This is a genomic window from Streptomyces sp. NPDC014870 (assembly GCF_043081505.1).
Classification (GTDB): domain Bacteria; phylum Actinomycetota; class Actinomycetes; order Streptomycetales; family Streptomycetaceae; genus Streptomyces.
Genome location: NZ_JBIBWQ010000004.1, coordinates 73,465 through 100,305 on the forward strand (window position 1 = coordinate 73,465; position 26,841 = coordinate 100,305).

25 protein-coding genes are annotated in these 26,841 nt (G+C 73.1%); 7 read left to right on the top strand and 18 right to left on the bottom strand.

What is annotated here, in order from left to right; translation table 11 throughout:
* Positions 1-192: 192 nt before the first annotated feature.
* Both gntD and ACF09C_RS12845 read right to left on the bottom strand, forming a co-directional pair.
* On the bottom strand, positions 193-1,221 hold the full coding sequence (gene gntD / locus ACF09C_RS12840; protein ID WP_392091506.1) for a guanitoxin biosynthesis L-enduracididine beta-hydroxylase GntD: 1,029 nt from the start codon (positions 1,219-1,221) through the stop codon (positions 193-195).
* A gap of 22 nt (positions 1,222-1,243) precedes the next feature.
* Positions 1,244-2,500 carry an MFS transporter gene (locus ACF09C_RS12845; RefSeq protein ID WP_392091507.1) on the bottom strand — a complete coding sequence of 419 codons (1,257 nt, stop codon included), beginning with the start codon at positions 2,498-2,500 and terminating at the stop codon, positions 1,244-1,246.
* A 258-nt stretch (positions 2,501-2,758) separates the two neighbouring features.
* On the opposite strand from ACF09C_RS12845, the gene ACF09C_RS12850 reads away from it, so the two are divergent.
* Positions 2,759-4,339 carry an ArnT family glycosyltransferase gene (locus ACF09C_RS12850; RefSeq protein ID WP_392091508.1) on the top strand — a complete coding sequence of 527 codons (1,581 nt, stop codon included), beginning with the start codon at positions 2,759-2,761 and terminating at the stop codon, positions 4,337-4,339.
* A 46-nt stretch (positions 4,340-4,385) separates the two neighbouring features.
* On the opposite strand, the gene ACF09C_RS12855 is transcribed toward ACF09C_RS12850, so the two are convergent.
* The 6 genes from ACF09C_RS12855 to ACF09C_RS12880 form a co-directional block, all read right to left on the bottom strand.
* Positions 4,386-4,994: an FHA domain-containing protein gene (locus ACF09C_RS12855; RefSeq protein WP_392091509.1), complete on the bottom strand. Its 609-nt coding sequence runs from the start codon at positions 4,992-4,994 to the stop codon at positions 4,386-4,388.
* Complete coding sequence (locus tag ACF09C_RS12860) at positions 4,982-5,659, bottom strand: 4Fe-4S single cluster domain-containing protein (RefSeq protein WP_392091511.1); 678 nt, start codon at positions 5,657-5,659, stop codon at positions 4,982-4,984. The genes ACF09C_RS12855 and ACF09C_RS12860 overlap by 13 nt, the downstream gene beginning before the upstream one ends.
* Complete coding sequence (locus ACF09C_RS12865; protein WP_392091512.1) at positions 5,656-7,593, bottom strand: AAA family ATPase; 1,938 nt, start codon at positions 7,591-7,593, stop codon at positions 5,656-5,658. Before ACF09C_RS12865 ends, ACF09C_RS12860 begins: the two co-directional genes overlap by 4 nt.
* Positions 7,590-8,861 (bottom strand): hypothetical protein, encoded by a 1,272-nt coding sequence (locus ACF09C_RS12870; protein ID WP_392091514.1) that lies wholly within the window; start codon positions 8,859-8,861, stop codon positions 7,590-7,592. Before ACF09C_RS12870 ends, ACF09C_RS12865 begins: the two co-directional genes overlap by 4 nt.
* Positions 8,858-11,131, bottom strand: a complete 2,274-nt coding sequence (locus ACF09C_RS12875) for a protein kinase (RefSeq protein WP_392091515.1) — start codon at positions 11,129-11,131, stop codon at positions 8,858-8,860. Before ACF09C_RS12875 ends, ACF09C_RS12870 begins: the two co-directional genes overlap by 4 nt.
* Positions 11,132-11,239: 108 nt before the next feature.
* Positions 11,240-11,584 (bottom strand): MazG-like family protein, encoded by a 345-nt coding sequence (locus ACF09C_RS12880; RefSeq protein WP_392091517.1) that lies wholly within the window; start codon positions 11,582-11,584, stop codon positions 11,240-11,242.
* 111 nt (positions 11,585-11,695) lie between these two features.
* Here ACF09C_RS12880 and ACF09C_RS12885 point away from each other — a divergent pair, with 111 nt between their 5' ends.
* Positions 11,696-12,019, top strand: a complete 324-nt coding sequence (locus ACF09C_RS12885) for a nuclear transport factor 2 family protein (protein ID WP_392091519.1) — start codon at positions 11,696-11,698, stop codon at positions 12,017-12,019.
* A 30-nt stretch (positions 12,020-12,049) separates the two neighbouring features.
* Here ACF09C_RS12885 and ACF09C_RS12890 read toward each other — a convergent pair whose 3' ends face one another.
* Entirely contained in the window at positions 12,050-12,799 is a 750-nt protein-coding gene (locus ACF09C_RS12890) for an SDR family oxidoreductase (protein ID WP_392091520.1), read from the bottom strand.
* Positions 12,800-12,954: 155 nt separating this feature from the next.
* Between ACF09C_RS12890 and ACF09C_RS12895 the strand changes: the two genes are divergently transcribed.
* Entirely contained in the window at positions 12,955-13,092 is a 138-nt protein-coding gene (locus ACF09C_RS12895; protein ID WP_392092017.1) for a hypothetical protein, read from the top strand.
* On the opposite strand, the gene ACF09C_RS12900 is transcribed toward ACF09C_RS12895, so the two are convergent.
* Positions 13,079-14,083: a Gfo/Idh/MocA family protein gene (locus ACF09C_RS12900; RefSeq protein ID WP_392091521.1), complete on the bottom strand. Its 1,005-nt coding sequence runs from the start codon at positions 14,081-14,083 to the stop codon at positions 13,079-13,081. The genes ACF09C_RS12895 and ACF09C_RS12900 overlap by 14 nt on opposite strands.
* 81 nt (positions 14,084-14,164) lie before the next feature.
* Between ACF09C_RS12900 and ACF09C_RS12905 the strand changes: the two genes are divergently transcribed.
* Positions 14,165-15,448: a Bcr/CflA family multidrug efflux MFS transporter gene (locus ACF09C_RS12905; protein WP_392091523.1), complete on the top strand. Its 1,284-nt coding sequence runs from the start codon at positions 14,165-14,167 to the stop codon at positions 15,446-15,448.
* Between the two features lie 98 nt (positions 15,449-15,546).
* Positions 15,547-16,539 (top strand): small ribosomal subunit Rsm22 family protein, encoded by a 993-nt coding sequence (locus ACF09C_RS12910; protein ID WP_392091524.1) that lies wholly within the window; start codon positions 15,547-15,549, stop codon positions 16,537-16,539.
* Positions 16,540-16,573: 34 nt separating this feature from the next.
* Here the strand turns inward: ACF09C_RS12910 and ddaH are convergent, their stop codons facing one another.
* A complete protein-coding gene (gene ddaH / locus ACF09C_RS12915; RefSeq protein ID WP_392091525.1) occupies positions 16,574-17,398 on the bottom strand; it encodes a dimethylargininase in 825 nt (274 codons plus the stop codon).
* Between the two features lie 157 nt (positions 17,399-17,555).
* Between ddaH and ACF09C_RS12920 the strand changes: the two genes are divergently transcribed.
* Positions 17,556-18,302, top strand: a complete 747-nt coding sequence (locus ACF09C_RS12920) for a TetR/AcrR family transcriptional regulator (protein ID WP_392091527.1) — start codon at positions 17,556-17,558, stop codon at positions 18,300-18,302.
* A gap of 100 nt (positions 18,303-18,402) precedes the next feature.
* Positions 18,403-19,173 (top strand): bifunctional DNA primase/polymerase, encoded by a 771-nt coding sequence (locus tag ACF09C_RS12925; protein WP_392091529.1) that lies wholly within the window; start codon positions 18,403-18,405, stop codon positions 19,171-19,173.
* A gap of 123 nt (positions 19,174-19,296) precedes the next feature.
* On the opposite strand, the gene ACF09C_RS12930 is transcribed toward ACF09C_RS12925, so the two are convergent.
* The 7 genes from ACF09C_RS12930 to ACF09C_RS12960 all read right to left on the bottom strand — a co-directional run bounded on the left by ACF09C_RS12930 (position 19,297) and on the right by ACF09C_RS12960 (position 26,825).
* Positions 19,297-20,259, bottom strand: a complete 963-nt coding sequence (locus ACF09C_RS12930; RefSeq protein WP_392091530.1) for a hypothetical protein — start codon at positions 20,257-20,259, stop codon at positions 19,297-19,299.
* Positions 20,260-20,305: 46 nt separating this feature from the next.
* Positions 20,306-21,181, bottom strand: a complete 876-nt coding sequence (efeU, locus tag ACF09C_RS12935) for an iron uptake transporter permease EfeU (protein WP_392091531.1) — start codon at positions 21,179-21,181, stop codon at positions 20,306-20,308.
* A 16-nt stretch (positions 21,182-21,197) separates the two neighbouring features.
* Complete coding sequence (gene efeB / locus ACF09C_RS12940; RefSeq protein ID WP_392091533.1) at positions 21,198-22,466, bottom strand: iron uptake transporter deferrochelatase/peroxidase subunit; 1,269 nt, start codon at positions 22,464-22,466, stop codon at positions 21,198-21,200.
* An 11-nt stretch (positions 22,467-22,477) separates the two neighbouring features.
* On the bottom strand, positions 22,478-23,632 hold the full coding sequence (efeO, locus tag ACF09C_RS12945) for an iron uptake system protein EfeO (protein WP_392091535.1): 1,155 nt from the start codon (positions 23,630-23,632) through the stop codon (positions 22,478-22,480).
* A 153-nt stretch (positions 23,633-23,785) separates the two neighbouring features.
* The gene (locus tag ACF09C_RS12950; RefSeq protein WP_392091537.1) at positions 23,786-24,691 is read right to left on the bottom strand and encodes a heme ABC transporter ATP-binding protein; all 906 of its coding nucleotides are present in this window, start codon (positions 24,689-24,691) and stop codon (positions 23,786-23,788) included.
* A complete protein-coding gene (locus ACF09C_RS12955; protein ID WP_392091538.1) occupies positions 24,688-25,824 on the bottom strand; it encodes a FecCD family ABC transporter permease in 1,137 nt (378 codons plus the stop codon). The genes ACF09C_RS12950 and ACF09C_RS12955 overlap by 4 nt, the downstream gene beginning before the upstream one ends.
* Positions 25,821-26,825 (bottom strand): hemin ABC transporter substrate-binding protein, encoded by a 1,005-nt coding sequence (locus ACF09C_RS12960; RefSeq protein WP_392091995.1) that lies wholly within the window; start codon positions 26,823-26,825, stop codon positions 25,821-25,823. The genes ACF09C_RS12955 and ACF09C_RS12960 overlap by 4 nt, the downstream gene beginning before the upstream one ends.
* Between the last annotated feature and the right edge of the window lie 16 nt (positions 26,826-26,841).

The window sequence follows — 26,841 nt, forward strand, 5'->3', positions numbered from 1 at the left end:
GGAAACTTTGATACGCAACATTGCCACCCCCGAGTCACAATTCGCACACAGGAGCCTATGCGTGTGTCGCCAGCGATGGCAAGGTTGTTGATTCGTCGAAGATTCCACGGCCTGCCACGGCAATTGCGATCAGTACCCTAGCAGTGGTCGTGGGGCGCAGATCCCTTGGTGACAGCGGAAAATGACAACTCGTCAGTAGATGACGCGCGAGGCCGCCGACAAACGCGCGTGCCGGGACTTTCGAAGATCACGAGTGATATTCAGGCGGCGCAGCCAGCGGTCGGTGCCGTCGAAACGCGCCTGAAAGGGCTTCCGTCCGTGCACCACCCGGTAGTTGTCTATGAAAGCAATCTCGCCGGGCTCGAGCGCCACCCCGCCCATCGCGCTGTCCAGGGCATCAGAAATCTTGTCAAGAGCGTGCTGCTCGTTTTCCCCCTGTACACCCTGCATGTAATAAGGGTCCAGCCGGACGTACGGATCCTTCGGCGAGCCGAAGAGGACCGCGACGGGCTCGGGGGAGCTCAGGGCGCTGTCCACCCGCTCGGCGCTGCGCCTCATGAGTTCGGCGACCTCGGGATCCTCCTGGCCGCCCGCGACCTGGTTCTGCGGACGGTGCGAGTCGTCCGGCAGGATCTTGAAACGCTCCTCGGCGAGGGCCGCGCGCGTCGCGTCGTCGAGCCGTACGTCGGCGATGTCGGCGAAGGTCGTCTCCACCCCGTCGGGGTTGCGCAGGCACATGAGGCCCAGGTAGTCGGTGCGCAGAGGATGGAAGGCGTCCTCGGTGTGCCAGGCGAGGGTCTCCGCGCTGCCCCAGCCGATCTGGCCGTGCTCGTGGGCCCGGATCGGGAAGATGTCGTGCATGACCCGCCCGTCCTGCTGGGTGGCCCAGCCGATCGGCTCGCCGAGCAGGCAGCCGATGAGCAGGAACGGGATGTCGAGGCGGAGCGTCGCGTCGGGCGCGGGCTTCTCGCGCCAGTCCGCCGGCGTGGGGCCGAGCGCCGCGTCCTCGACCGGGAGTCCGGACACGACCAGCACGCCCGAGGGTTCGGTCAGCCTGAAGTCGACCAGGCCCGCTCTCAGTTCGCGCGGCAGTTCGTGTGCGTAGACCTGGGCGGCCCGGTGCAGTTCGGGATCCTCGATGGACGAGAACCGCTCCACCACCTCCGCGGTGATCTTCTCGATCGCGGCGATGTCCTCGTCGCGCAACCGCAGCTTCAGCATCGTGTTCCTCCGTTGTCGGTCGTCAGGGGTGCGCCGGCTGCGGTGCGGCCGACGGCCGGGGCAGCGCGAGGCGGCGCAGGGTCGGGCTGAGGGTGGCGCCGGCCGCGACGACCACCAGCAGCGCGGCCGCGCCGAGCATGCTCACGGCGTCGTCGCCGAAGGCCGTGGCCAGGACGCCCGCAGCGACGGGGCCCGCCGTGGCGGCCAGTTCGGAGCCGAGCGCGACCAGGCCGGACAGCCGTCCCCGCAGGCCGTCGGGGACGGCCGACAGCTGGCAGGTGATCACGGTCGTGTTGGCGATCGGCATCGCCATCGCGGCGACGCCCAGCAGGATGCCGAGCGGTATGCCGCGCGGTGCGTACGCCATCGCCACGGCGACGGCGGCGAAGACCCAGGTCGAGGCGATGACGAGCACGGCGGGGGAGAGCGCCGCCGCGTGCAGCCGGTCGGCGACCAGGGCGCCGATCAGTCCGCCCGCGCCGAAGCAGGTCATCATCAGGCCCATCTGCCCGGGTGCGACACCGTCCTCGCCCGAGACGATCAGGACGAGCACGACCAGGCTGTGGAACGCGAGGTTGACGCCGACGATCCAGGCCATCGTCGCCCGGATGACCGGCATGCGCAGCAACGGCCCGAAGCCGCCGAGGCGCGGCGCGGCGGCGGCCTCGGGCTTCGGCGCCTCGCCCGCCGGGGGTGCCGTGGCGCGGCGCGGCAGGTGCAGTGCGGCCAGTGCCACGAACGACACCGCGAGCACCGAGGTGTTCAGCGCGAACGGCAGCACCTCGTGCAGCCCGAAAGTGAAGCCGGCAAGCGCCGGGCCGATCAGCAGCGCGGCGAACGGCCGCGCCGCGTTGCGCGCCAGTGCCTGTGGCAGCTGTGCCTCCGGCACGACCTGCGGCAGGGCCGCGTGCTCGGCCGGCACGAAGACACCGGCGGCGGCGCCCTCGACGGCCGCCACGAGCAGGATCAGCCACGGCGGGCAGTCGGCGAGCAGGAGGACCAGGGCGACGGCGAGCATCGCCACCGTACGGACGCCCTGGGTCGCCACCATCACCCGCTTCCGGTCCACCCGGTCGGCCAGCGCCCCGGCGGGCAGGCTGACCAGTGTGCGGGCGCCGGCGAGGACTGCGGCGACTCCGGCGACCGCGGCCGCCGAACCGCCGTCGGCCAGCACGAGCAGCGGGAACGCGATGTAGGCGACCTCGCCGGCCAGCTCGGACAGGAGCATGCCGGACCAGAGAATGCGGTAGTTCCGGTTGCGCGGCAGGGGTGTGGTCATGCCGTGCCCTCCGTGAGTGACGTCCGCCGATGCGACCCGAAGTCTTCCGGCGGCGGGGCGGGCCCCGCCACGAAGTTGACCCGAGGACGAAACTCCGAGGCCAGCCGCGCGTCACCCGCCGACGCGGGCCACGGCCTGCGCAATGTCGGCACGGGGCAAGTTCGTTGAGGACCCGGAGGCGCGCCTCGATATTTGAGGGCTGAGTCGTGTCCGCATCCGGCACGGCGGCGAGCCATGACGGAACGGAACGGAGCCCTGATGACGACCGTACAACCGACCGCTCCCTCGGCACACGAGGAGCCCCCGCCGCCGGCGGGGCTGACCCCCGTGCCCTGGCGGCCGGTGCTGCTGACCGCCGCCGCGATGACGGTGAGCCTGCTGGCCCTGGCGGGCCGGCACGGCTACCACGTGGACGAGCTGTACACCCGGGCCGCGAGCCGCCATCTCGACTGGGGCTACGTCGACCAGCCGCCGCTCGTCGCGCTCGTCGCCAAGGTCGAGATGGCGCTCTTCGGGGACACCCTCATCGGCTTCCGCCTGGTCCCCGCGCTCCTCGCCTCCCTCGCCGTCGTCCTCGCCCCGCTGATCGCCCGCGAACTGGGCGGCGGCTCCCGCGCGCAGATCCTGGCCGGGTTCATGGCCTTCGCCTCGGGCCTGGTCATGTACACCGGCCACATCATGGGCACGAACAACTGGGACGAACTGTCCTGGATCACGGTGACCTGGCTGCTGATCCGGATGGTCCGCACCCGGAACACCCGCCTGTGGTGGGCGATCGCCGTCGTGGTCGGCGTCGGCCTGACCGCCAAGTACCTGCTGGTCCTCCTGCTCCTCTGCCTCGGGGCCGGGCTGCTGGCGTTCGGACCGCGGTGGGTGTTCAGGACCTGGCGCTTCCCGGCCGCGGTCGCCGTGGCCGTGGCCATCGCCTCGCCCGTCCTGGTCTGGCAGGTGACGCACGGCATGCCGCAGCTGGAGATGAGCGCCGCGCTCTCCAAGGCACTGGAGTCCCTCTCCCGGACCACCTTCCTGCCCATGCAACTCCTCCTCATCGGCCTCTTCCTGAGCCCGATGTGGATCGCCGGACTCGTCGCGCTGCTGCGCCGCCCCGAGTGGCGCCCCTACCGCTTCGTCGGCTGGGCCTACCCCCTGATGGTGGTCGTGCTCCTGGTCGTCGGCGGCCAGGGCGCCTACACGACCTCCCTGCAGTACGTCCTCCTCGCCGCCGGGGCCGTGGTCGCCGACCGATGGGCCCGCAGCGCCACCCGACTCGGCGTGGTCGGCGGACTGACCGGACTGAACGCGCTGAGCTGCGCGATCCTGCTGCTGCCGACGCTCCCGATCAACGTCTACGCGAGCAACCCCGTCCTCAGCGGCATGGCCATCGTCCAGTTCGACCAGGTCGGCTGGCCCGCGATGACGCAGCAGGTGAGCACCGTGTACCGCTCGCTGCCGGCCGACGAACAGGCGCGCACCGTCATCTACGGCAACCACTACGGCCAGGCCGGCGCGATCGACAAGTACGGCCCCGAGTACGGGCTGCCCAAGGCGTACAGCGGCCACAACTCGTACGCCGACTTCGGCCGGCCCGGCGACGACAAGACCACCGTCATCACCATCGGCGCCGATCCGAAGCAGTTCGGCGCGCTCTTCGAGAGCTGCGAGCCGCGCGGCGCGTACGAGAACGCCCTCCCGGTCTCCGACGACGGCCAGAAGTTCATGGTCTGCCGCGGCCCCCTGAAGCCGTGGTCGCAGCTGTGGGAGGAACTGCGCTGGATCGGTTTCCAGTGCCCCTACACGGCCGAGGCGATCACCGCCCACAGCACCAAGGGATGCGACTGACGGGGACGGGTGACGGATGAGACGGGGGCGGGGAACGGCGTCCGGTTCAGCGCCGTTCCCCGCCCCTCGGCCGGTCGAGGGAGATCCCGAGCACGCAGTCCGAGGCCAGCCTCAGGACGTCACCGTCCCGCAGGGGCGTCCGCTCGCCGGCGCTCGCCGGACTGTCGTTCACGAAGGTGCCGTTGGTGGAGTGCTCGTCCCGTACCCACGCCGTGCCGTCCGGTTCGAGACCGACGGTCGCGTGCCGGCGGGAGACGTTGTCGTAGCGCCGCAGCAGAGGGCGTGTGGTGGGGGCGGCCGGGTCGCGGCCGAGGAGCAGCGTGCTGCCCGGTGTCACCGTGCGCTCCACCGCGCCGAACCGGATCCGCAGGAGGGTGCCCGGCACGTCGTGGCGGGCCGCCCGCGCGCCCGCGCCCGTGCCCCCGCCCGCCTCGCGGAGCAGCCGTTGACAGGCCACGCACACCTGGTTGGTCGGCACCGGAACCGGTGCGCCGCAGTGCGGGCAGAGCATCGGCTCCTCGGCCGGACCGTCCGCGCGCGCCGCGCCCGTGTGCCGGGCGACGACGGGACGGCTGAGGTTGCCCGAGCATCCCCGGCAGACGAGATCGTCGTCCTCCGCGGCCAGACCGCACGTCGCACAGCTCAACTGCGCCATGACACCTCGTCCAGGGTGATGCCGGCCGACCGGAGCCGGTCGCCGAGCCGGTCCATGTCGCCCCGCCGGGGAACTCCGATGAACCAGACGCGGCCGTCGGCCACCGCGACCTGCATGGGCGGCGACGCGCCCGTGCCGGACTCCTCCTCGTACCGCGCGCGCCCCAGCTCGGTCAGCGCGGTCAGCCGCTGGTTGCTCGAACCCTGCCAGCGCCCGCCGGGGCTGTTGAGCCGCTCGACGTAGGGGCCGGTGAGCACCGCGTCGCAGAGGCCGAGGAGCGCCGCGTGGTCCCTCCTCAGCCGGTCCAGGGAGTACCCGCTGTACACGAGCACGTCCAGCGGAGCGGGCCGCTCCCGGCTCCAGTCCCGGATCCACTCCAGGAGCGCGGCGAGCGCCTCCGGCTGCTGGAACGGCTCCCCGCCCGAGATCGTGATCCCGTCGAGGGGATCCGGCAGACCCGCGAGCCAGGCCTGGACCGCGGCGACGTCCACGAGCATCGCGGGATCGGCCGCCCAGGTGTCCTGCGACACGCACCCGACGCAGCCGATGGTGCAGCCCTGCGTCCAGATGCCCGCCCGGGTCCCGGGGCCGAGCGCCGTCACCGGATAGTGCGCCTTGTTCAGCATCAGCTCGACGGGCCCGCCCGAGCCCGCGGCGGCCGTCATGCCAGCTCCACGGAGACGATGTCCCCCTCGCGCCGCAGTCCGGTGACCCGGACGTGCGCGCCCGCCGCCGGGTCGCGGTCGAACAGGGCCCGGGCGAGGGGGTTGACGAACCGTGACTCCAGGGCCATGCCGATGCCCCTGCCGCCCATGCGCGGGTTGTCGGTGCACCACTTTCGCAGGGCGGCCCGGGCCTCGGGGGCCACGTCCAGGACGATGCCCTGCTCCTCGTGGACCCGGGAGACGATGTTGGCGAGCTGGAGATCGAAGATGCGGGCGGCGGCCTCGCCGTCGATGAAGTGGAACACCACGATGTTGTCCCCGAACCGGTTGAGCAGCTCGGGGCGGCCGAGGACGCGCGTGAAGTGGTCGCCGATCGCGGCCTTCACGCGCTCCTCGATCTCCTCGTACGGCATCTCGGGGTGCACATGGGGCACGAGCCGCCCCGCGCCGTCGTCCGCGGTCATCCCGAGGTTCGAGGTGAACACGAGGACGGACTCGGAGAAGTGCACCGTCGAGCCCCGTCCGTCGGTCAGCCGGCCGTCCTCCAGGATCTGCAGGAACTTGTCCAGGATCCGCGGATGCGCCTTCTCGATCTCGTCGAAGAGGATCACCCGGAACGGCTGTTGACGCACCGCGCTGGTCAGTTCGCCGCCCGCCTCGAAACCGACGTATCCCGGCGGCGCCCCGATCAACCGGTCACCGGCGTGCTCCGCGGAGAACTCGCTCATGTCGAACCGCAGGTACGCGGACTCGTCCGCGAAGATCAACGACGAGATGGCCTTGGCGAGTTCCGTCTTGCCCACGCCCGTGGGACCGGCGAAGAACAGCACGCCGCGCGGCCGGGCCGAGGAGCTGGACTGCTGGGCCCCGGACAGGCCGAGGGCGGCCCGTTTCAGGATGTCGAGGGTCTTGGTGACCGCCTGCGGCTGGCCGACGACCCGCCGCGGGATCGAGTGCTCGCCGTCCGTGATCCGCCGGCGGACGTACTCCCGCTTCCACGGGTTGTCCATGACACCCAGCTTGTAGACGCGGATCGCGTCGGGGAGTTCCGCCATCGTCAGGCCGCGGTCCCGGGCCAGCCGCGTGACCTCGATCATCGCCTGGAGCGTCAGCCCGTCCGTCTGCGCCGCGAACGTCTCGCACGCCTCGGTCGCCCGCGCGTCCGCGTCGAGGTCCGTGACACCGAAGAGCTTCATCAGCAGCCGCGCGGTCGCCTGCCGGTCGCCCAGGTCCGGCATCGGGAGGCCGATGGACCGGATCTGGTCGTTGGCCGAGGTGAACCAGGCCGGCAGGTCCCCCTCGCTGTCCGCCAGCCAGATCACCGGGTTGTACAGCGGGGTCGTACGTCCGCTCGGCGCGCCCACCGGGGCGGCGATCCGGGAGAGCCGCGCGCAGAACCGGAAGAAGTCCCGTTCGTTCGGCTCCAGTTCCGTCGCGCTCCGCGCGATGCGGGAGGCGTCCTCGATCGCGAGCGCCGCCCGGATCTGCTGTGCCGGACGCGCCAGTTCGGCCATCAGGCCGCGCAGGGTCTCCAGCGAGGGAAGGGTGCCGGGGCGCGGGAGCCGGGGGAGGAGCAGGCCGGCGGCCGTCTCGGCCCGCTCGGTCTCCTCGGCCGTGGCACCCGCCGGCAGATGCAGCTGGATCCCGTCCACGGGGTCGTGCACGAGCAGGCACGCGTACCCGTCGGCACGGAGCGTCTCCCAGAGGAGGTCGAGCAGGGAGAGCAGCCGGGGGCGGGCGCCCCCCGGCTCCCGTACGAGGAAACTGTCGTGGCGGTTGCCCCACAGCACGAACTGCGCGTGGACGGGCAGCGTCGCCTCGAACTCCCGGAGGAACGGCGGCCCCTCCGCCCGGGCGGCCTCCCGTCCGTGCCCGGCCTCGCCGCGCGGGGCTTCCTGTCCGCGCGGGCCCTCGGCGTCCTGCGGGCCGGTCATCGCTCGCGCTCCCGGTGGGTGGGCCGGGCCTGCGGTCGCGGCGCCGCCACGGGGACGGCCAGGGGCACGGGCACCTGTCCGGGCGGGACCGCGACCTGGACGTCCGTCGTCAGACCCGCCTGCGCGAGGCGGCCCCGCAGGGCGTCGAAGTCCGCGCACCACTGCTCCTCGCGCTCCACGTCGAGGTGGGCGTCGTCGTCGCCGCGTCCCGGGGCGGTGCGCACCAGCGCGGTCCGCAGCTGACCGCTCCGCTGGTCGACGACGACGTTGACCGCGTGCTCGGGCCACTCGCCCCGCGACAGGCGCAGGGCGCCGTCGGCGACGGTGAGCGTCTCGAACGCCCCGCCGACCTCGTAGCCGAGGTCTGTGAGGGCGTCGGTCACCGTGGTGACCACATACGCCCGCTCCGCCTCCGCCTCGGCGGCGGCCCGGCAGTCGGCCGCCCGCCTGCGCAGGGCTTCGTCGAGGGTACGGTGTCCGGCCACGACCTCCGCGAGCCCGGCGCGGACGGCGTCCACGTCCGGCTCCGTCGCGCTCCCGAGGTCCTCCAGGTCGTGCAGGAGCCGGATCGCCTCGTCCGCGTCGCGCCGCCCGGCCTCCACTGCCTCGTTGGCGCGCTGGACCCGCAGCCGGGTCTCGGTCAGCCAGGTGCGCGCCTCGTCGGGGGTGTGCGCCTCGGCCACCCGCACCGCGGCGGACCGGGCCCGCGCCCGGTGGTCCTCGGAGCAGTCCGGCAGGAGCCGCGCCAGGACACGGGTCAGGGTCGCCGCGACGTCCTCGGGCGCGGCGGGCTCCAAGGGCTCCGAGGTGTCCGCGAACAGCGCGGCGGCGTCGACCGGGCGGCGCTCGGCGCGGTCCCCGGTCACGTCGGCGAACAGCTCCGTCGCGAAGGCCCGTGCGGACTGCTCCCGCAACCCCCTCTCCACCGCGTCCAGTTCGAGGTCGACCTGGGCGCACCAGGCCTCCAGCTCGGACGTGGCCTGCGTACCGATCGGCAGCGGCGCGGGTGGCCGGGCGGCGATGGCCGCTCCGTACCGCTCGCTCAGGTCGTCGCGGGACCGGGCGAGCGCCGTGATCCGCGCGTTGCGCGTCTTCACCTCGCGCACCGCCGCGTCGCGGGCGGCCGCGGCCTGGAGGGCCGCCGCGCGGGCGGCCTCCGCCCGCCGACGGGTGGCCTCGCGCACCGCGGCGTCCCGCGCGGCCGCGCGCAACTCCGCGGGGGTGAGGGACTCGTCCACCTGGTACGCCGTGCATTTGGGCCCGCTCATCGCTCCCCCAGAGCCTGCGTCCGCCGGGACAGGTGCGCCGTGCGCCAGTCCCGGTACCGGACGAACGTCCATGTTCCGTACCCCGCCGCGATCACGACGGGCACCGGCGACCACACCTCCAGCGTGACGACCGCCCAGATCACGGTGGCGAGCGCCAGATAGAGCAGGCACCCCCCGCCGCAGGCGATCGTGCGCTTCCGCATGGGCGCCAGCTGGGTCGCGAGCGCCCGCCGCCGGCCGGGCAGCCCGCGGATCCCCTCGGCGAGGCGGGACCGGACCGACCACCTCGGGTGGTACATGTCTCCGAGCTTCGCCGCCAGGACCAGCTCGCAGACGAGCGAGATCCCGAAGATCACGATCGCCGCCGGCAGGAACCGCCCCAGGAACTCCCCGTCGCCGATGAGCGGTCCCAGGACCAGCGGGAGACCGACCGGCAGGGCGAACAGCAGAGCCACTCCGCCGACGGCGCGCCGCATCGCCTCTCCGCTGCCTGACCGGCGCTGTTCCTCCGCGACCTGCCACTCCTGCCGATCGGCGGTCTCCGCCGCCGCGTGCGCGCGCCGGAGTTCGTTCATGCGGCGGGCCTCGGCCTCGGCGGCAGGCAGGGTCCGTACGGCCGCCAGGTGGCGCACGGGGTCGCCGCCGTCGGCCAGCAGCGCGTCGAACCAGCCGGTCCCGCCCCGGACGGCCGCCGCGCCCGCCTCGGCACGCTGCCGCAGTGCCCGCGCCCACTCCGGGGCGACGGCGACGGCCAGCGCCTCGACCCGGATCTCGGAGTCGGCGAGTTCCCGTCGGATCCTGGGGGGCAGCACGGTCGACTCCCGCAGCGCGTCCCAGCGGGCGTTCAGGTCGCGCCAGCGCCGGTCGACGTCGGCGAGCAGCCGGCCGCCGTCGCCGAAGCCGGCGAGGGCGGCGAGGAGGTCGTGGTCGTACAGCGTGTCGACGAGCTCGCGCGCGGCCCGGCGTTCGGTGTCGTCCCGGGTGGACGAGGCCTGTTCGGCGAGGGCGAGCAGGTCCTCGGGGAGCATGCGTGTGCCGCGGTAGACCGGCGGCATCGTCGGGTCGAGCCAGCGCAGCAGCCGCAGCAGCTTCGTGTCGGGCTCGTCGTCGCCCGGGAGGTGGACGTCGATCAGCTCCAGGAGCTCTTCCGGGTCGTCGCGCTCGGGATCGTCGAACTGGGCGAGATAGGCGCGCAGTTGGCGCCAGGCCTGGCTGGGTTCGTCCCGTTCCCCCATGGAGCCGAAGAACCGGCTGGCGGCCGTCTCCCAGTCCGCGGCCAGGGCCCGGGCTAGCGCCGCCCGGCCCGTGTGCCGCACGCCGTGGAACTGCAGGGGCCTGAGACCGCCCCCCGCGCCCGCCGGTCCCGAGGCGGGCTCCAGGGGCTCCTCGGCCACGTCGGGGGTGCCGCCGGCCAGCCAGTCGCGCACCTCGGCGGCGCCCCACCGGCGCTCCGGGTCCCGGACCAGCAGCCCGGCGCACAGCAGCCGCACCCGCTCGTCCGGCACGTCCGACACGTCCACAGGACGCGTCGCCAGATGGTGCCGGACGGCCTGTTCCGACAGGCCTTCGAACGGTGCCCGCCCGGTGGCGAGTTGACGGGCGATCACCCCCACGGCCCACCAGTCCTGCGAGCCGGACACCTCCGCCCCGAACACGTACTCCGGGGCCGAGTACGCCAGGGTCCCGAACACGCGCTGGGTGAACCGCGAGGTCGCGTCGAGCGACTTGCTCACGCCGAAGTCCGCGAGGGCCAGGTCCAGGGGCTCCCTGCCGCGCAGGAGCACGTTCGACGGCTTCAGGTCGCCGTGCACGATCCCCGCGTCGTGCAGATGGGCCACCGCGTCCGTCAGCTGGGCGAGGACCCCGGCGAGGACCTCGGGCGCCACCGCGGCCCGGTCGCCGACCAACTCGTCCAGCGACCCCGCGGAGAGGTACTCCGAGACCTCGTAGTCCCGCCCGTCCGAGAACCCCGTCTCGATCACCCGCGCCACGTGGCGGGTGTCGAGGCCGCGCAGGCGCTCCCAGACCTCGGGCGCGACCCTGACCCCGCTGCGGTACACCTTCGCGACGCACCGGCTCCCCGCCGCGTCGCGGACGAGCAGCACGTCCGCCTCTCGGCCCTGGTGCGGTAACTCCCGTACCACCACGAACCGTTCGGCGAGCGCTGCCGGTAATCGCAGCAGAGCCGGGGAGTCGCCGGCGCTCTCCCGACGCGTCACGGCCGCGTCGAGGACCCCGTCGTCGTCCCGGCGTGTGGCATCGGCCGACACGGCCCGCTCGTCCAAACCGTCACCCCCGCCGCAAGATTTTATCCGCCCGCGCCTTGCGCGGAGGTGTCCACGACGGAAACAACCGGGCGACCCAGCAGCCCGAGGTCCCTAGGTTCCTTCCCCCAACGACCGCTCCGCCACCCGCCGCACGTGCCCGGCGAAGACCTCGGACGCGTCGGGGGTCAGCGTCCGGAGCGCCACCATCGCCGTGATGATCACGTCGCACAGCTCGGCCTCGACGTCCTGCCAGGAGTGCGTCGTCCCCTTGCGCGGGTTCTGCCCCGTGGCCCCGATGAGGGCCTGCGCCACCTCCCCGACCTCCTCCGACAGCTTCAGGACGCGCAGGAGGACGTCCTGTTCCGGCGGCAGGGAGTGATGCGCGGAGATCCAGGAGGCAAGGCGCTCGACGGTGTGCCACGCGTCGTCCGTGTGGTCGCTCATGTGCTCGCTCATGAGCCCGAAGCCTGCCAGCTCCGCCAGGTGGCCGAGTCCTCCTCCCGACGCGCGGCACAGCCGCGGCCCGGGTCCGTGCCGTGCGGGGGTGGGGGGTGTACGGGTAGGGCCATGACGATTCCTGTCGACAAGCTCAGCGACCCCGCCGTGCGCACCTTCGTCGCCGCCCTCAACGCCAACGACGAGCAGGCCTTCTTCGCGGCCCTCGCCCCCGACGCGACCATGTCCGACGACGGTTCGGACCGGGACGTCCGCGAGTGGACCGACAAGGAGATCTTCTCCTCGCGCGGCCACATGGACGTCCAGTCCGAGAAGGACGGTGGGCTCACCCTCGTCGCCAACTACCGCAACGACACCTGGGGCGAGATGCGGACCGCCTGGCGGTTCGTCGTCGAGGGCGGGAAGGTCGCGCGGTTCGAGACCGGACAGGCCTGAAGAGGAGGGGGCGCGAGCCCCCTCCGCCCGTCACCCCCGGCCGATGTACGGCATCGTCGTCGCCATCACCGTCGCGAACTGCACGTTCGCCTCCAGCGGCAGGGCCGCCATGTGCACCACCGTCGCCGCCACGTCCGCCGCGTCCATCACCGGCTCCACCGCCAGCTGACCGTTGGCCTGCAGGATGCCCGACTGCATCCGGGCCGTCATGTCCGTCGCCGCGTTGCCGATGTCGATCTGGCCGCAGGCGATCCGGTACGGGCGGCCGTCCAGGGACAGGGACTTCGTCAGGCCCGTCATCGCGTGCTTCGTCGCCGTGTACGCGATCGAGTGCGGGCGTGGCACGTGCGCCGAGATCGAGCCGTTGTTGATGATCCGGCCGCCCTGCGGAGACTGCTCCTTCATCGTCCGGAACGCCGCCTGCGCGCACAGGAACGCGCCCGTCAGGTTGACGTCCACCACCGAGCGCCAGGTCTCGTAGGACAGCTCCTCGACCGGGGTCCCGCCGCCCGCGAACGTGCCCGCGTTGTTGAACAGCAGGTCCACGCGGCCCCACCGGTCCCGTACGGAGTCGAAGAGGGACGACACCGCCTGCGGTGACGTCACGTCCGTCGGGACGGCGAGGAGCGCGTCGGACCCCGCCGCCGTCTCCTCCAGCGGCTCGCGCCTGCGGCCCGCGAGCGCCACCCGCCAGCCCGCCTCGGCCAGGGCAAGGGCCACCCCCCGGCCGATGCCCGAACCCGCTCCCGTCACCACCGCGACCCGCGACTCAGTGCTCATGGGCGCGCAGCGTACGGGAGATCGATGCACAGGGAACTCACCCGTCCGACACGCGGATGTTCTGTACGCGACAACCCCACGCCGTCCCGCGCCACTCCAATGCCTCACGGACACCATCCGTCCAGGGAGGGTCTACCAACGGGCGGCGCGGCTATGTGACGGTCGCGCTCGGCGAGGACAGCGCCCGCGCCGACTTCCGTACGGTCCCGGCCGTGACGACCCCGGGCGCCCCGGTCACCACGGCCGGGTCCTACGTCACGGAGGCGGGGAACCCCGGGCTCACGCCCGCGTAGCCCGTTCCTGCGGGTAGCGGACGCCGACGCGGTCCCGTATCGCGTCGAGCGTCCGCATCACCGCGAGCGAACCGTCCAGCGGTACCAGCGGGGACTCGGTCAGGCCCGCGCGCAGACAGCGCATCACCTCCTCCGCCTCCGGGCGGAGGGACTGCCGGTCGGCGTCGCCGTCGAGCACGAACTCCTCCGGCTCACGGCCGTCCCGCCGCAGCGTGAAGCGGTCCGGGAAGAAGAAGCCGTGCGGCAGGTCGATCCGGCCCGCCGAGCCCGTCACCGACGCCGTCATCGGGGTGGCCGCCACCACCGAGCAGGACAGCAGGGCCGAGGCCCCGGACGACCAGCCCAGGAGGATCCCCGTGTTCAGGTCCACGCCCTCGGGCGAGAGCAGCGCGTGCGCCTGGACGGTGTCGGGCTCGCCGAGCAGCAGCTGGGCGAAGGAGACCGGGTAGACGCCGAGGTCGAGGAGGGCCCCGCCGCCGACCGCCGGGTCGCGCAGCCGGTGGTCCGGGGCGAACGGGCCGGCCAGACCGAAGTCCGCCTGGACGGTCCTGACCTCACCGATCGCCCCGTCGCGGACCAGCTCCGCGAGGCGCAGGACCAGCGGGTTGCAGTACATCCACATGGCCTCCATCAGGAAGAGACCTCGGTCCCGGGCGAGCGCGACCAACTCCTCTGCCTCGCCCGCGTTCAGGGTGAGAGCCTTCTCGCAGAGGACCGCCTTGCCCGCTTCCAGCGCGAGCCCGGCGGCCTTCCGGTGCGCGTGGTGCGGGGTCGCCACGTACACCACGTCGACGTCGGGGTCGGCGACGAGCGCGGACCACTCCCCGTACGCCCTCGGAATGCCGAGCCGGTCGGCGAAGGCCCGCGCCGACGCCTCCGTACGGGAGGCCACGGCCACCACCTCCGCGCCGTCCACCGCCCGCAGCTCCTCGGCGAACTTCGCGGCGATCCCGCCCGTCGCCACCACGCCCCACCGCACGGTCTTCCCCATGCCCCGCCCTCCCGAAAGGTTCCGGCCCGCCCCGACGAGCTGAGAGCATAGGGAAAGTTTCAACGAAATGGAGAGCAGTCGATGCCGGAGAGCGGCCCGCACACGAAGCAGGAAACCCCAGGACACATACCCGTCGGCACCGCCGCCGGTCCCGCCGCCACCCGGCGCGCGAGCCTGCTCGTCACGCTCGTCCTCGGCGGGCTCACCGCCCTCCCGCCGCTCTCCATGGACATGTACCTGCCGGCGCTGCCGGAGGTCACCGAGATGCTCCGCTCGCCCGCCGCGACCGTGCAGCTGACCCTGACCGCCTGCCTCGCCGGCATGGCGCTCGGCCAGCTCGTCGTCGGCCCCATGAGCGACAAGTGGGGACGGCGCCGTCCGCTCCTCATCGGCATGCTCGTCTACGTCGCCGCCACCGCGGTCTGCGCCTTCGCGCCCACCGTCGAGCTGCTCATCGCCTTCCGGCTGCTCCAGGGCCTGGCCGGCGCGGCCGGCATCGTCATCGCCCGGGCCGTCGTCCGCGACCTGTACGACGGCGTCGCGATGGCCCGGTTCTTCTCCACCCTGATGCTGATCTCCGGCGTCGCCCCGATCATCGCCCCGCTCATCGGCGGCCAGATCCTGCGGATCACCGACTGGCGGGGCGTCTTCCACGTCCTCGCCGTCATCGGCGTCCTGCTCACCCTGGTGGTCTGGAAGTGGCTGGCCGAGACGCTGCCGCCCGAGCGGCGCCACGAGGGTGGCGTCGGCCAGGCGCTGCGGACCATGCGCGCGCTGCTCGCCGACCGGGTCTTCACCGGCTACACGCTGGCCGGCGGCCTCGGTTTCGCCGCGCTCTTCGCGTACATCTCGGCCTCGCCGTTCGTCGTGCAGGAGATCTACGGCGCCTCGCCGCAGACCTTCAGCCTGCTCTTCGGCCTCAACTCCATCGGCCTCGTCGCCCTCGGCCAGATCAACGGCAAGCTGCTCGTCGGCCGGGTCAGCCTGGACAAGGTCCTCGCCTGGGGCCTCGGGGTGATCGTCCTCGCCGCGGCGGCGCTGCTCGTCATGACGAGCGGGGTCTTCGGGAAGCCCTCGCTCGCCGCCGTGGCAGCCGGGCTCTTCGTCCTGATGTCGGCGATGGGTCTCGTCCTGCCCAACACCAACGCGCAGGCGCTCATGCGCACCCCGCACGCCGCGGGCTCGGCCTCCGCCCTCCTCGGTACCTCGTCCTTCCTCATCGGCGCGATCGCGTCGCCGCTCGTCGGCATCGCCGGCGAGGCGACCGCCGTCCCGATGGCCGTCGTCCAGCTGGTCTGCGCGGCCGGCGCACTGGCCTGCTTCCTGGGCCTCTGCCGCCCCTGGAGCCCCCGACCGCCCGCCTGAGCACTCCCGCGCAGGCCGCGCAGGCCGCCTGAGCACCCCCGCCCGAGGCCGCCCGGCAGGCCGCCCGAGGCCCCGCGCCGACCGCCTAAAATGTGGAGGTGAACGCCTCCTCCCTCTCCTCCGGCCGGGCCTCCGGCGACGGGCTGCGCGCCGCGCTCGCCGGGCTCCTCGACGGTCTGCCGCCGCGCCAGGCGGCCTCGGCCGTCGACCGCCTGATCGCCAACTACCGGGGGACCACCCCGACCGACGCCCCGGTGCTGCGCGACCGTTCCGACGTCGCCGCGTACGCCGCGTACCGGATGCCGGCGACGTTCGAGGCGGTACGGGCGTGCCTCGACGCCCTGCGGGACGCGGCGCCCGACTGGGAGCCGGCCACCCACACCGACGTCGGCGGCGGCACCGGCGCGGCGAGCTGGGCGGTCGCGGAGGCCTGGGACGGCGCCCCGCGCACGGCCGTGCTCGACTGGGCCGAGCCCGCGCTCGCCCTCGGCCGGGAGCTCGCGGACGGCGTCTTCGCCGCGGAATGGCGCCGGGCCCGGATCGGCGGGGCGCTGCGGCTCGACGCGACGGACCTGGTGACCGTCTCGTACGTCCTGAAGGAGCTGACCGAGGCCGACCGGACGGCGCTCGTGACCGAGGCCGCGCGGGTCGCGCAGGCGGTCGTGATCGTCGAGCCCGGCACCCCCGACGGCTACGAGCGGATCATCGCCGCGCGCTCCCTCCTCGTCGAGGCGGGCTTCACCGTCGCCGCGCCCTGCCCGCACAGCGGGGCCTGCCCGATCGAACCGGGCAGGGACTGGTGCCACTTCGCGGCCCGGGTGAGCAGGTCGTCGCTGCACCGGCAGGTGAAGGGCGGCTCGCTGCCGTACGAGGACGAGAAGTTCGCCTACGTGGCGGCCACCCGGTTCCCCGTCGCGCCCGCGGCCTCGCGGGTGACCCGGAAGCCGCAGATCCGCAAGGGCCAGGTGCTGCTCGACCTCTGCGGCGCCGAGGAGACCGGGCTGACCCGCGAGACGGTCACGAAGCGGCACGGCGCCCTGTACAAGGCGGCCAGGGACGCCGAGTGGGGCGACCCCTGGCCCCCGGAGTAGCCGGCCCCCGGGGGGGCAGGGGTCGCCCGGCGGCTCAGGGGCGCAGCTCCTGGGTGCAGCACTTCACGCTGCCGCCGCCCTTGAGCAGCTCCGACAGGTCCATGCCGAGGGGTTCGAAGCCGCGCTCACGGAGCGGTTCGAAGAGCCCCACCGCCGACTGTGGCAGCAGCACGTGGTGGCCGTCGCTCACCGCGTTCATGCCGAGCACCGAGGCGTCCCGCTCGGTCGCGAGCAGGGCGTCCGGGTAGAGCCGCGCGAGCACCTCCCGGCTGCCGGGGGAGAAGGCGCCGGGGTAGTACATGACCTCGTCGGCCTCCGCGTCCAGGACGCACAGCGCCGTGTCCAGGTGGTAGTAGCGCGGGTCCACCAGCTCCAGGCCGACGACGGGGCGCCCGAAGAACTCCTGTGCCTCCAGGTGCGAGAGCGGCGTGGAGCGGAAGCCCCGGCCGGCCAGGATCCACGACGAGGTCACCGCGAAGTCGCCCTCGGCCTCGTTCACGTGCTCCGGCTCGCGCACCTCGGTGTAGCCGTTGGCGCGGAACCAGTCCAGGTGCGCGGCCTCCTCCCCGGTGCGCTGCGGGTGGGCGAAGCGGGCGCCGAGCACGCGGCCGTCCACCACGGTCGCGCCGTTGGCGGTGAAGACCATGTCCGGCAGGCCGGGGCGCGGGTCGAGCAGTTCCACGGTGTGGCCGAGGGCGCGGTAGCGGGCCGTCAGGTCCTCCCACTGGGCGAGGGCGAGCGGCAGGTCGACCGGTTTCGTGGGGTCCATCCAGGGGTTGATGGAGTACGTCACCTCGAAGTGCGTGGGTGGGCACATGAGGTAGCGGCGGGGCGAGGCCTCGCGCGGGGTCTGGCGCAATGAGAGCTCCTCACGGACGGGGAGTCGGTCGTCGGACGGTGCTTATGGTCCGCCTTCGACCGGCTGGGCGCAGTGAACCGTTCGGGTGGTTCCACGGAACATCGGGAGGGAACACTTGGGCGAGACGCAACGTCTCGTTGGCTGCTAGATTGAGGCCATGCCCGACTCCAGGATCCCCACGACCAAGAGCTCCGACACCAAGAGCTCCGGCGCCAAGACCTCCGACACCAAGAGCCCCGGCGCCAAGAGCTCCGACACCAAGAGCCCCGGCGCCAAGAGCTCCGGGGCCACCGCCAAGGCCCCCGACGCCTCCCGGCGCAGCGAGCGCTCCCGCCGCGCCATCTTCGACGCCGCCCTCGCCCTCGTCTCCGAGGTGGGGTACGCCAGGACGACCGTCGAGGGCATCGCGGCCCGCGCCGGCGTCGGCAAGCAGACCATCTACCGCTGGTGGCCCTCCAAGGCAGCCGTCCTCCTCGACGCCTTCCTCGACCTCGCCGTGCAGGCGAACGAGGCCCTCGGTGGCGACGCCGACAGTGAGATCCCCGACACAGGAGACCTCGCCGCCGACCTGAAGTACGTGCTCCGCGCCACCGTCGACGAGCTGAACAACCCCACCTACGACGCGCCCTCCCGGGCGCTGGCCGCCGAGGGCGTCGTGAACCCCGGACTCGGCGCCCAGTTCGTCGAGCAACTCCTCGAACCCCAGCTCCAGTACTACGTACGCCGCATCGAGGCCGCCCAGGCGGCCGGCGACGTCGACCCGGCCGTCGACCCCCGCGTCGCCGTGGAACTGCTCGTCGGACCCCTGAACCACCGCTGGCTCCACCGCACCCTGCCCCTCACCCACGCCTACGCCGACACCGTCGTCGACTACGCGCTGCGCGGGCTCGCGCCCAGGGCGTAACCCCGTCACGTACCCCGGTTGGGTACTCCGGTCACCTGGACCACGGGAAGATGCGACGATGGGCAGAGCCGAACGGGCGAGCACAGGTGTGAGGGGATAGATGGGCGACGGTATCGGCCGCTACCGCGGCACGGAGAGCAGATTCGCGCAGTGGCTGCGCAGGCGCCCGAAACGCACCGCGGCCGAGGACGAGAACCGCCGCGAGACGCTGCTCCTGGAGATCGCCGCCGCCGGACTTCCCCTCGCCCCCGCCGCGTACCCCGTCGGCTACCGCTGCTCCTGCGAGCGCATCGGCTGTCCGACCCCCGCCCGGCACCCCGTCTCCTTCGCCTGGCAGACGCAGTCGACCACCGACGCCGCCCAGATCGAGCGCTGGGCCCGCAACCAGCCCGAGGCGAACTTCGTCACCGCCACCGGCATGGTCCACGACGTCCTCGACGTGCCGCTCGCGGCCGGCCGGGCCGCCCTGGAGCGGCTCCTCGACCAGGGCGTGGAGGTCGGACCCGTCGCCGAGTCCGCCGAGAGCGCGGGCGACGGCGGCCGGATGCTCTTCTTCACCGCCACCCGCGGCACCCCCGAGGACGAGGACGAGTGGTGGCCCTGCGAGCTGGACTGCCATCCCGAGACCATGGACGAGCACCCGGGCCTGCGCTGGCACTGTCGCGGCAGCTACGTCCTCGTACCGCCGGCCCGGCTCATCGGTGACGAGGACGAGCAGACGTCCGTCACCTGGGTCCGCGGCCCCGAGCACGCCCTGCCCGACCCGCTGAACCTCCTGGAGACCCTCACCGACGCCTGCGCCCGGCACGCGGCCGAGCGCGGTGACCAGCACACCGAACCCGAGGTCGCCTGGCCCCTGGGCCGCCGCTGAGGAACCGGTTCGCCGCCCGGGCGCGCGGTTCCGCGAGGGCCGTTCCGCCTGGCGCGCCGTTCCGCCCCCGGGCGGGAGCGGGTCGCCCCGGCCCAGGCACGCACACGCACACACGTACGGAGGCTACGAGCCCTTCGCCGCCGTGACGCCCTGGAGCCGGCTCGCGACCGTGACCGCGTCCGCGGTCGTGCCCGCGGGCTTCACCAGGACCGACTGGCTCGACACCCACTCCTTCATGACGGTGTTCTTCACCTCGCCCGTCATCAGCGCCTTCACCTCGTCGCCGACCTTCGGCCGGTACCCCTGGGCCGCCGTCTGCCGCTCGAAATAGCGCGTCGCGAAGAAGACAAGCGCCCCGCCGTCCTCGGTCGCCAGGGCCAGCGGCGTGAAGTCCCCGGTGTCCGTCGGCTGGTCGACGTACTGCGTCGCCAGGCCGACCCGCTTCGCCTCCTTCTGCCGCTGCTCCCGCCAGCCGGTGGTGTGCGGCCCGGAGGCGAAGGGGCCCAGCTCCCCGCCGCCGAGGAACGTGGTGTAGCTCCGGCCCAGGTCCTTCGGCGCGACCGCGAGGCCGGTCGCGTCCACGGCGACCGGGACGGCGAACCCGCCGTCCGCCTTGAACGCGGGGCGCTCGTCGGGCGTCAGGATCGTCAGATACGCGGCTTCCCACAGCTGGTCGGGGCCGTTGCGCACGAAGGCGATGAGCCAGCGGTTGTCGCTGTTCTCCGTGCCGGTGTCCCGGTTGGAGTCGGCGTCCGCGACGAACCAGCGCGGCCAGCCCGCCTTCTTCGGCACGACGAACGTCGCGTCGGTGAGCTCCAGCGGCTGGTGCTCCGGGTTGCCGTCCGGCTGGGTGACCGAACGGGCCTTCATCGCGGCCTGGTTGATCGCCCCGAACGCACCGGTGACCCGGTCCGCGTCCAGCTTGGGGTCGTGCTCCTTGTCGGCCTTGTTGTACGCGGCGATGAAGTCCGCGAGCGCCTGCGCGGCCTCGGCCTTCGTCGCCGCAGGGACGACCTCCCGCTCGCCGTGCACCGTCACACAGCCGCTCGCCGTCAGCGCGAGCGCGCCCGCGACCGCCGTCGCCACGAGAACCCTCGACGGCTGCCCCGCACCGGCGCGTGCCGTCGACAGCTCAGTTCGTGCCCTCGACGGGCGCCTCGGCCTTCTCATCGGTCGCCTTCTGCTTCTCCACCGGCACGGACGGACCCGACCCTACCGGGGCCAGGAACAGCGCGAGCGTCGGGATCAGATAGAGCGCCCACACCGTGACCTGAAGGACCGTCGGGTCCGGCTGGAAGTTGAAGACGCCCTTGAGGAGCGTCCCGTACCAGCTGTCCGGCGGGATCGTCGCCGAGACGTCGAAGGCCTTGTCCGCGAGACCGTCCAGGAAGCGCGCCTCCTGCAGGTCGTGCACGCCGTACGCGAGGACACCGGCCGCCACCACGACCAGCATGCCGCCGGTCCAGGTGAAGAACCGCGCCAGGTTGATCCGCAGCGCACCGCGGTAGAACAGCCAGGCGAGGAGCACCGCCGTGGCGATGCCGAGCAGCACCCCGACGAGCGGCGCCGACGTGCCGTCCGAGGACGCCCGCACGGACGCCCAGACGAAGAGCGCCGTCTCCAGGCCCTCGCGGCCCACCGCCAGGAAGGCGGTCGCGACCAGGGCGCCGGTGCCCATCCGCAGCGCCGAGTCCAGCCTGCCGTGCAGCTCCGCCTTGAGATGCCGCGCCGTGCGCCGCATCCAGAACACCATCCAGGTGACCAGGGCCACCGCGAGGATGGAGAGCGAGCCGCCCAGCAGCTCCTGCGCCTCGAACGTCAGCTCCTGCGAGCCGAACTCGAGGCCGGCGCCGAAGCCGAGCGCGATCGCCACGGCCACCCCGATGCCGATCCAGATCGGCCTCAGGGCGTCCCGGCGCCCGGTCTTCACCAGATAGGCGATGAGGATGCAGACGACCAGACCGGCTTCGAGGCCCTCGCGCAGCCCGATCAGATAGTTGCCGAACACGTCGGTCCCTTCCCGTCTAGGAGAACAGCGCCCGGCCCCACCAGTCGTCCGAGTCCCGGACGCCCGGCGGGACGGCGAAGAGCGCCGAACCCACGTGCTGGATGTACTCGTTGAGGACGTCCGCGCGGGCCAGCGAGGTCTGCACCGGGATGAATCCGGTACGGACGTCCCGCTGGTACGCGAGGAAGAACAGGCCCGCCTCCAGCCGGCCGAGGCCGTCGGTGCCGTCCGTGAAGGAGTAGCCGCGGCGCAGGATCGTCGCCCCGTTGTTGGAGTCCGGGTGCGCGAGGCGCACATGGGCCTCCGGCTTCATCGCCTTCAGGAACGGCTCGTCGTGCTCCTTGGCCTTGCCGACGGGCGCGCCCTCCTTCTTGTCGCGCCCGAAGATGTCCTCCTGCTCCTGGAGCGGAGTGCGGTCCCAGGTCTCGACGTTCATCCGGATCCGGCGGGCGACCAGGTACGAGCCGCCCGTCATCCAGGCGGCCGCGCCGGGGGCGTCCTTGGCGGCGACCCAGACGTGCCGGTCGAGCCCGGCGGTGTCGGTGCCCGCGATGTTGCGGGTGCCGTCCTTGAAGCCGAAGAGGTTGCGCGGGGTCTGCGCGTCGGGGGTGGTGGAGGACGTCTTGCCGAAGCCGAGCTGCGACCAGCGGACGGCGACCTTGCCGAAGCCGATCCTGGCCAGGTTCCGGATCGCGTGCACGGCCACCTGAGGGTCGTCCGCGCAGGCCTGGACGCACAGGTCGCCGCCGCTGCGGGCCCGGTCCAGGTTGTCGCCGGGGAACGCGGGCAGGTCGACCAGGGCACCGGGCCGCCGGTCCTTCAGCCCGAACCGGTCGTCGAAGAGGGAGGGCCCGAAGCCGATGGTGAGGGTGAGCCGGGACGGCTTGAGGCCGAGGGCCTCGCCCGTGTCGTCCGGCGGGGCCTCCGGCAGACCGCCGTAGGCGCCCTCGCCGACCTCGTGTCCTGCCGTCATCCGCTCGGCGGCCCGCGTCCAGTCCTTCAGGAGCTGGACGAGCTCGGCCCGGTCGTCCGTCTTCACGTCGAACGCGGCGAAGTGCAGCCGGTCCTGGACGGCCGTGGCGATCCCGGCCTGGTGGGCGCCGTGGAAGGGGACGGCCGAGCCGCTGTCGGCGGCGGGCACGGGCGCGTCCCCGGTACGGCCGAGGGCGACGGCGCCGCCGGCCGCGGCGGCGCCGAGCGCGAGCCCGGCGCCTCCCCAGCCGAGGACCGTACGCCGCGAGGCGGGGGTGCTCTGCGGCACAGTGCTCTCGTTGGCCTCGGACATGTCCGCGCCCCCTACTTCACGACCGCGGCGGCGAGCTTGGAGAGCGGCTCGGCCAGCGCGTTGACGCCGTCCGACAGCTCCTTGCGCTCGGCCTGGCCGACCTTGTCGTACGAGGTGAAGACGTAGCTCGCCTTGTCCGTGCGGTACTTGTCCAGGAGCGTGTTCAGCGCCGCGAACTGCTTGTCGAGTTCGGCGACGAGCGTCGGGTCGTTCTTCGACGCGACCGGCTTGAGCAGCTCGAAGGACTTCTGCGCACCTTCGACGTTCGCCTTGAAGTCGACGAGGTCGGTGTGGGAGTAACGCTCCTCCTCGCCGGTGACCTTGCCGGTGGCGACCTCGTCGAGCAGCTCCTTGGCGCCGTTGGCCATCGACGTCGGGGTGATGTCGGCCTTGCCGACCCGCTTCACCCAGTCCGCGAGGTCCTTGTCGAGGATGTCGGCGAGCTCCTTCTCGCGGTCGCCGATCTTCTTGTCCTGCCAGAGCGCCTTCTCCAGGCGGTGCCAGCCGGTCCAGTCCTTCGCCGGGTCCTGGCCGGCCTCCAGGCCGTCCTCGCGGACGTCGACCTTCGGGTCGATGTCGCCGAAGGACTCGGCGACGGGCTCGGTGCGCTCCCAGCCGATCCGGGAGTCGGCGTAGGCCTTCTTCGCGGCCTCGACGTCACCTGCGCGCACGGCGTCGGTGAAGACCTTCACCTTCGGCAGCGTCTCGTCGGCCTGCGCCTGCACGTACTGGCGGTAGGCGGCCACGGCCGCGTCCATCTCGGGCGAGCGCTTCGCGGCCGCGGCGCCACCGGAGACGGTCACCTTCTGGCGGATGCCGTCGCCCTTCATGCCGGGCTTGCAGGCGATCTCGTACTCACCGGCCTTCACCTCGGCGGTGATGGTGGCCTTGGTGCCGGGGCCGATGTTCTCGCGCTCGGTCACGATCCGGTCGTCCGGGTACAGGATGTAGACCTCGGTGACCTTCGTGCCCCGGTTCTCGACGGCGAGCTCCACGTGCCCGGCCGGGAACTCCTTCTTCGACACCTCGCAGGAGTCGTCCTTGGCGACGACCTTGACGGCACCGTCGTCGCCCTTGGCGTCGCTCTTCGCGGTGCAGCCGGTGACGGCGGCCAGTGCCGCGGCCGTGACGGCGGCGGTGACGACGGAGAGGCGGACGGCTCGCATACGGGGCTCCAGATGGGACGGGGACGGGTGAGGCGGGCCTAACTTAACCGAGGCTTACCTCACGCAAAACGGGCCGTCCAGTGATTCCGCTCTCACGTTTCCGCCCCGGTCGCGAAGGGGTCACGGCCCGCCCATCGCGGCGCCATGGCCGGGTCAAGTGCTGGTCAAGGCGCCGGATTTGCCGGATTCGGGCGCGGTGTCGTCGACGGACGCCGTGGTGGGGGCGGCGCGGCGGGGGACGACCAGCGGGACGCCGGTACGCGGGTGCGCGAGCACCTCCACCGGCTGCCGGTAGACCCGGCTCAGGAGCTCCTCGTCGAAGACCTCGGCCGGCGGGCCGTCCGCGGCGATCCGCCCGGCGTGCAGCACCCCGACCCGGTCCGCGTGGGCGGCGGCGAGACCGAGGTCGTGCAGGACGACCACCACCGCGACCCCGGCGGCGGCGCGTTCGCGGCAGACCCGCAGCACCAGTTCCTGGTGGCGCAGGTCGAGCGCGGCCGTCGGCTCGTCGAGCAGCAGCAGCGGGGTGCGCTGGGCGAGCACGCGGGCCAGGGCGACCCGGGCCCTCTCACCGCCGGAGAGCGCGGAGAACGGGCGATCGGCGAACTCCGTGACCTCCGTGACCGCCATCGCCTCGGCGACGGCGGCCTCGTCCTCCTCCTCGTGCCCGGTCCCGGCCCACGGCGCCCGGCCCATCCGGACCACCTCGGCGACCGGGAACGGGAAGGCGAGCGCCGCCGCCTGCGGCAGCACGGCCCGGCGCAGGGCCAGTTCGGGGGCGGACCAGCGGGTGGCGGGCCGGCCGCAGATCCGTACCTCTCCGCCGGCCGGATCGAGGTCGGCGGCGAGGGCGCCGAGCAGCGTCGACTTCCCGGCCCCGTTGGGCCCCACCAGAGCCAGCACCTCACCGGCCCGTACGAGGGTGTCCACCCCACCGAGGACCTCCCGCCCACCGAGGTCGACCCGGAGCCCCCGGGCCTCGGCGACGACCTCGCCGTGCTCCGGCCGGACAGGCAGCTCGCGGGACCTGCCCGCGAACCGCAGAAGACCGCTGATCATGCCCAACCACCTTGCCTACGACGGGTCCTGCGCAGCAACCAGAAGAAGAACGGGCTGCCGAAGAGGGCGGTGAGGACGCCCAGGGGGAGTTCCGCGGGGGCCGCGACCGTACGGGCCGCCAGGTCGCCGGCCGCGAGGACCACCGCGCCGCCGAGCGCGCTGCCCGGGACCAGGAAGCGGTGGCCGGGGCCGTTCGCCATCCGCAGCAGATGCGGAACGAGCAGGCCCACGAAGGTGATGATCCCCGCCACCGCGACGGCGGCGGCCGTGAGCAGCGCCACGACCAGGATGAGGGCGATCCGCAGCCGCTCGACGTCCACGCCCAGATGCCGTGCGGGCCGTTCGCCGAGCGCGAGGAGGTCCAGCTTGCGGGCGTGGAACGGGGCGACGGCGAGCCCGATCAGCGCGCACGGCAGGACGGCGAGCACCTTCGGCCAGGTGGCCTGGGCGAGCGAGCCGAGCTGCCAGAAGGTGATCTGGGTGATCTGCGCGTTGTCGGCGAAGAAGATGAACAGGCCGATCAGGGCGCCCGCGAAGGCGTTCACCGCGATACCGGTGAGGATCAGCGTCACCACTTCCGTACGGCCGCCCGCGCGGGACATCGCGTACACGAGGAGGACCGTGGCGAGCCCGGCCACGAACGCGCAGACCGTCACCGTCCAGTTGCCGAAGAAGCTGAGGCCGAGCGCGATCGCCCCGACCGCGCCGACGGCCGCGCCGGCCGAGATGCCGATCACTCCGGGCTCGGCGAGCGGATTACCGAACACGCCCTGCATCAGGGCGCCCGCGCAGCCGAGCGAGGCGCCGACGAGGATGGCGAGCACCACCCGGGGGAACCGGATGTTCCACAGCACGCTCTCCGCGGAACGCTCGAGCGCGTGGCCGCCGAGGCCGAGGCGGTGCTGCACGGAGGCGAGGACGTCCCCGAGCGGGATCTCGTACGCCCCGATCCCGGCCGAGAGCAGCGCGAGGACGCCCAGCGCGGCGAGCAGCACGAGGGTGAGCGTGGCGGCACCACCCCGCGCCCCGCGCCGACTCGGCGCGTCCGGCGCGTCCGGACTCGGGGTGCCCGAGGCCTTCGTGCTCTCCTGGGCCTGGTGCTCCCCGGGGCGCGTGTCGTCGACGGCGGTCACTTCGTCCCCCCGTACAGCTGGTCGACCAGCGACCGCAGCACCTCGTCGGTGCGCGGGCCGTAGTTGAGCAGGACGCCGTCGTCGATCGAGACGACCCGGCGGTCCATCCCGGCCGGGGTCTCCGCGACGCCCGGGACCTTCACCAGACCGTCGACCCCGCCGACCGACTGCAGCCCCTTGGTCATGACGAGGATCGCGTCCGGCGCGGCGGCGGCGAGCGCCTCGCTGGTGATGGGCGTGAAGTCCTTCGTCAGGCCGGACTCCTTGCCCGCGTCGACCGCTCCCGCCGCCTCCAGGAGCGACGCGGCACCGGACTCGGCGCCGCCGAGCAGGTAGACGGCCGCCGAGCCGCGCACGTAGAGGAAGGCCACCCGGGGCTTGCCCTTCGCGCCATCCTGGGCGTTCCGGGCGGGAATGTCCTTGCGGACGGCGTCGATCCGGTCCTGCGTGCGCCGCTTCAGCGCGGTGCCCGCCTCCGGTGCGCCGAGCGCGGCGGCGACCGTGTCGATCCGGGCGGACACGTCCGCGAGGGCCTTCGCGGGCTTCACCACGACGAGCGGGATGCCGGCGTCGCGGATCTGGGCGATCGCCTCGGCCGGTCCTGTGGAGGTGTCGGCGAGGACGAGGGTGGGCCGCAGGGAGAGCACACTCTCGGCGGAGACGTCGTGGGCGCGGGTCACCACCGGGAGTTTCGCGGCCTGTTCGAAGGTGGCCGTGATGTCCCGGGCGACGACCCGGTCGCCGAGGCCGAGGGTGAAGACGATCTCGTTGAGGGAGCCGGTGAGCGGGACGATCCGCTCGGTGGACGTGACGGTGACCTTCCGGCCGTCCGCCGAGTCCACGGTCACGGGGAGCGTGGACTTCGGGGCGCCGGGCAGGGGTTCGACCCGGTCGGCGGCGGCCTTCGCCGGCGAGGAGGAGCCCGCCGGGGGAGCGGCCTGTCGTGGGGCGCTTCCGTCGCCGCAGCCGGTCGCCAGGAGTGCGAGCGCGAGCGCGGACATCAGCACACCCGCGAGG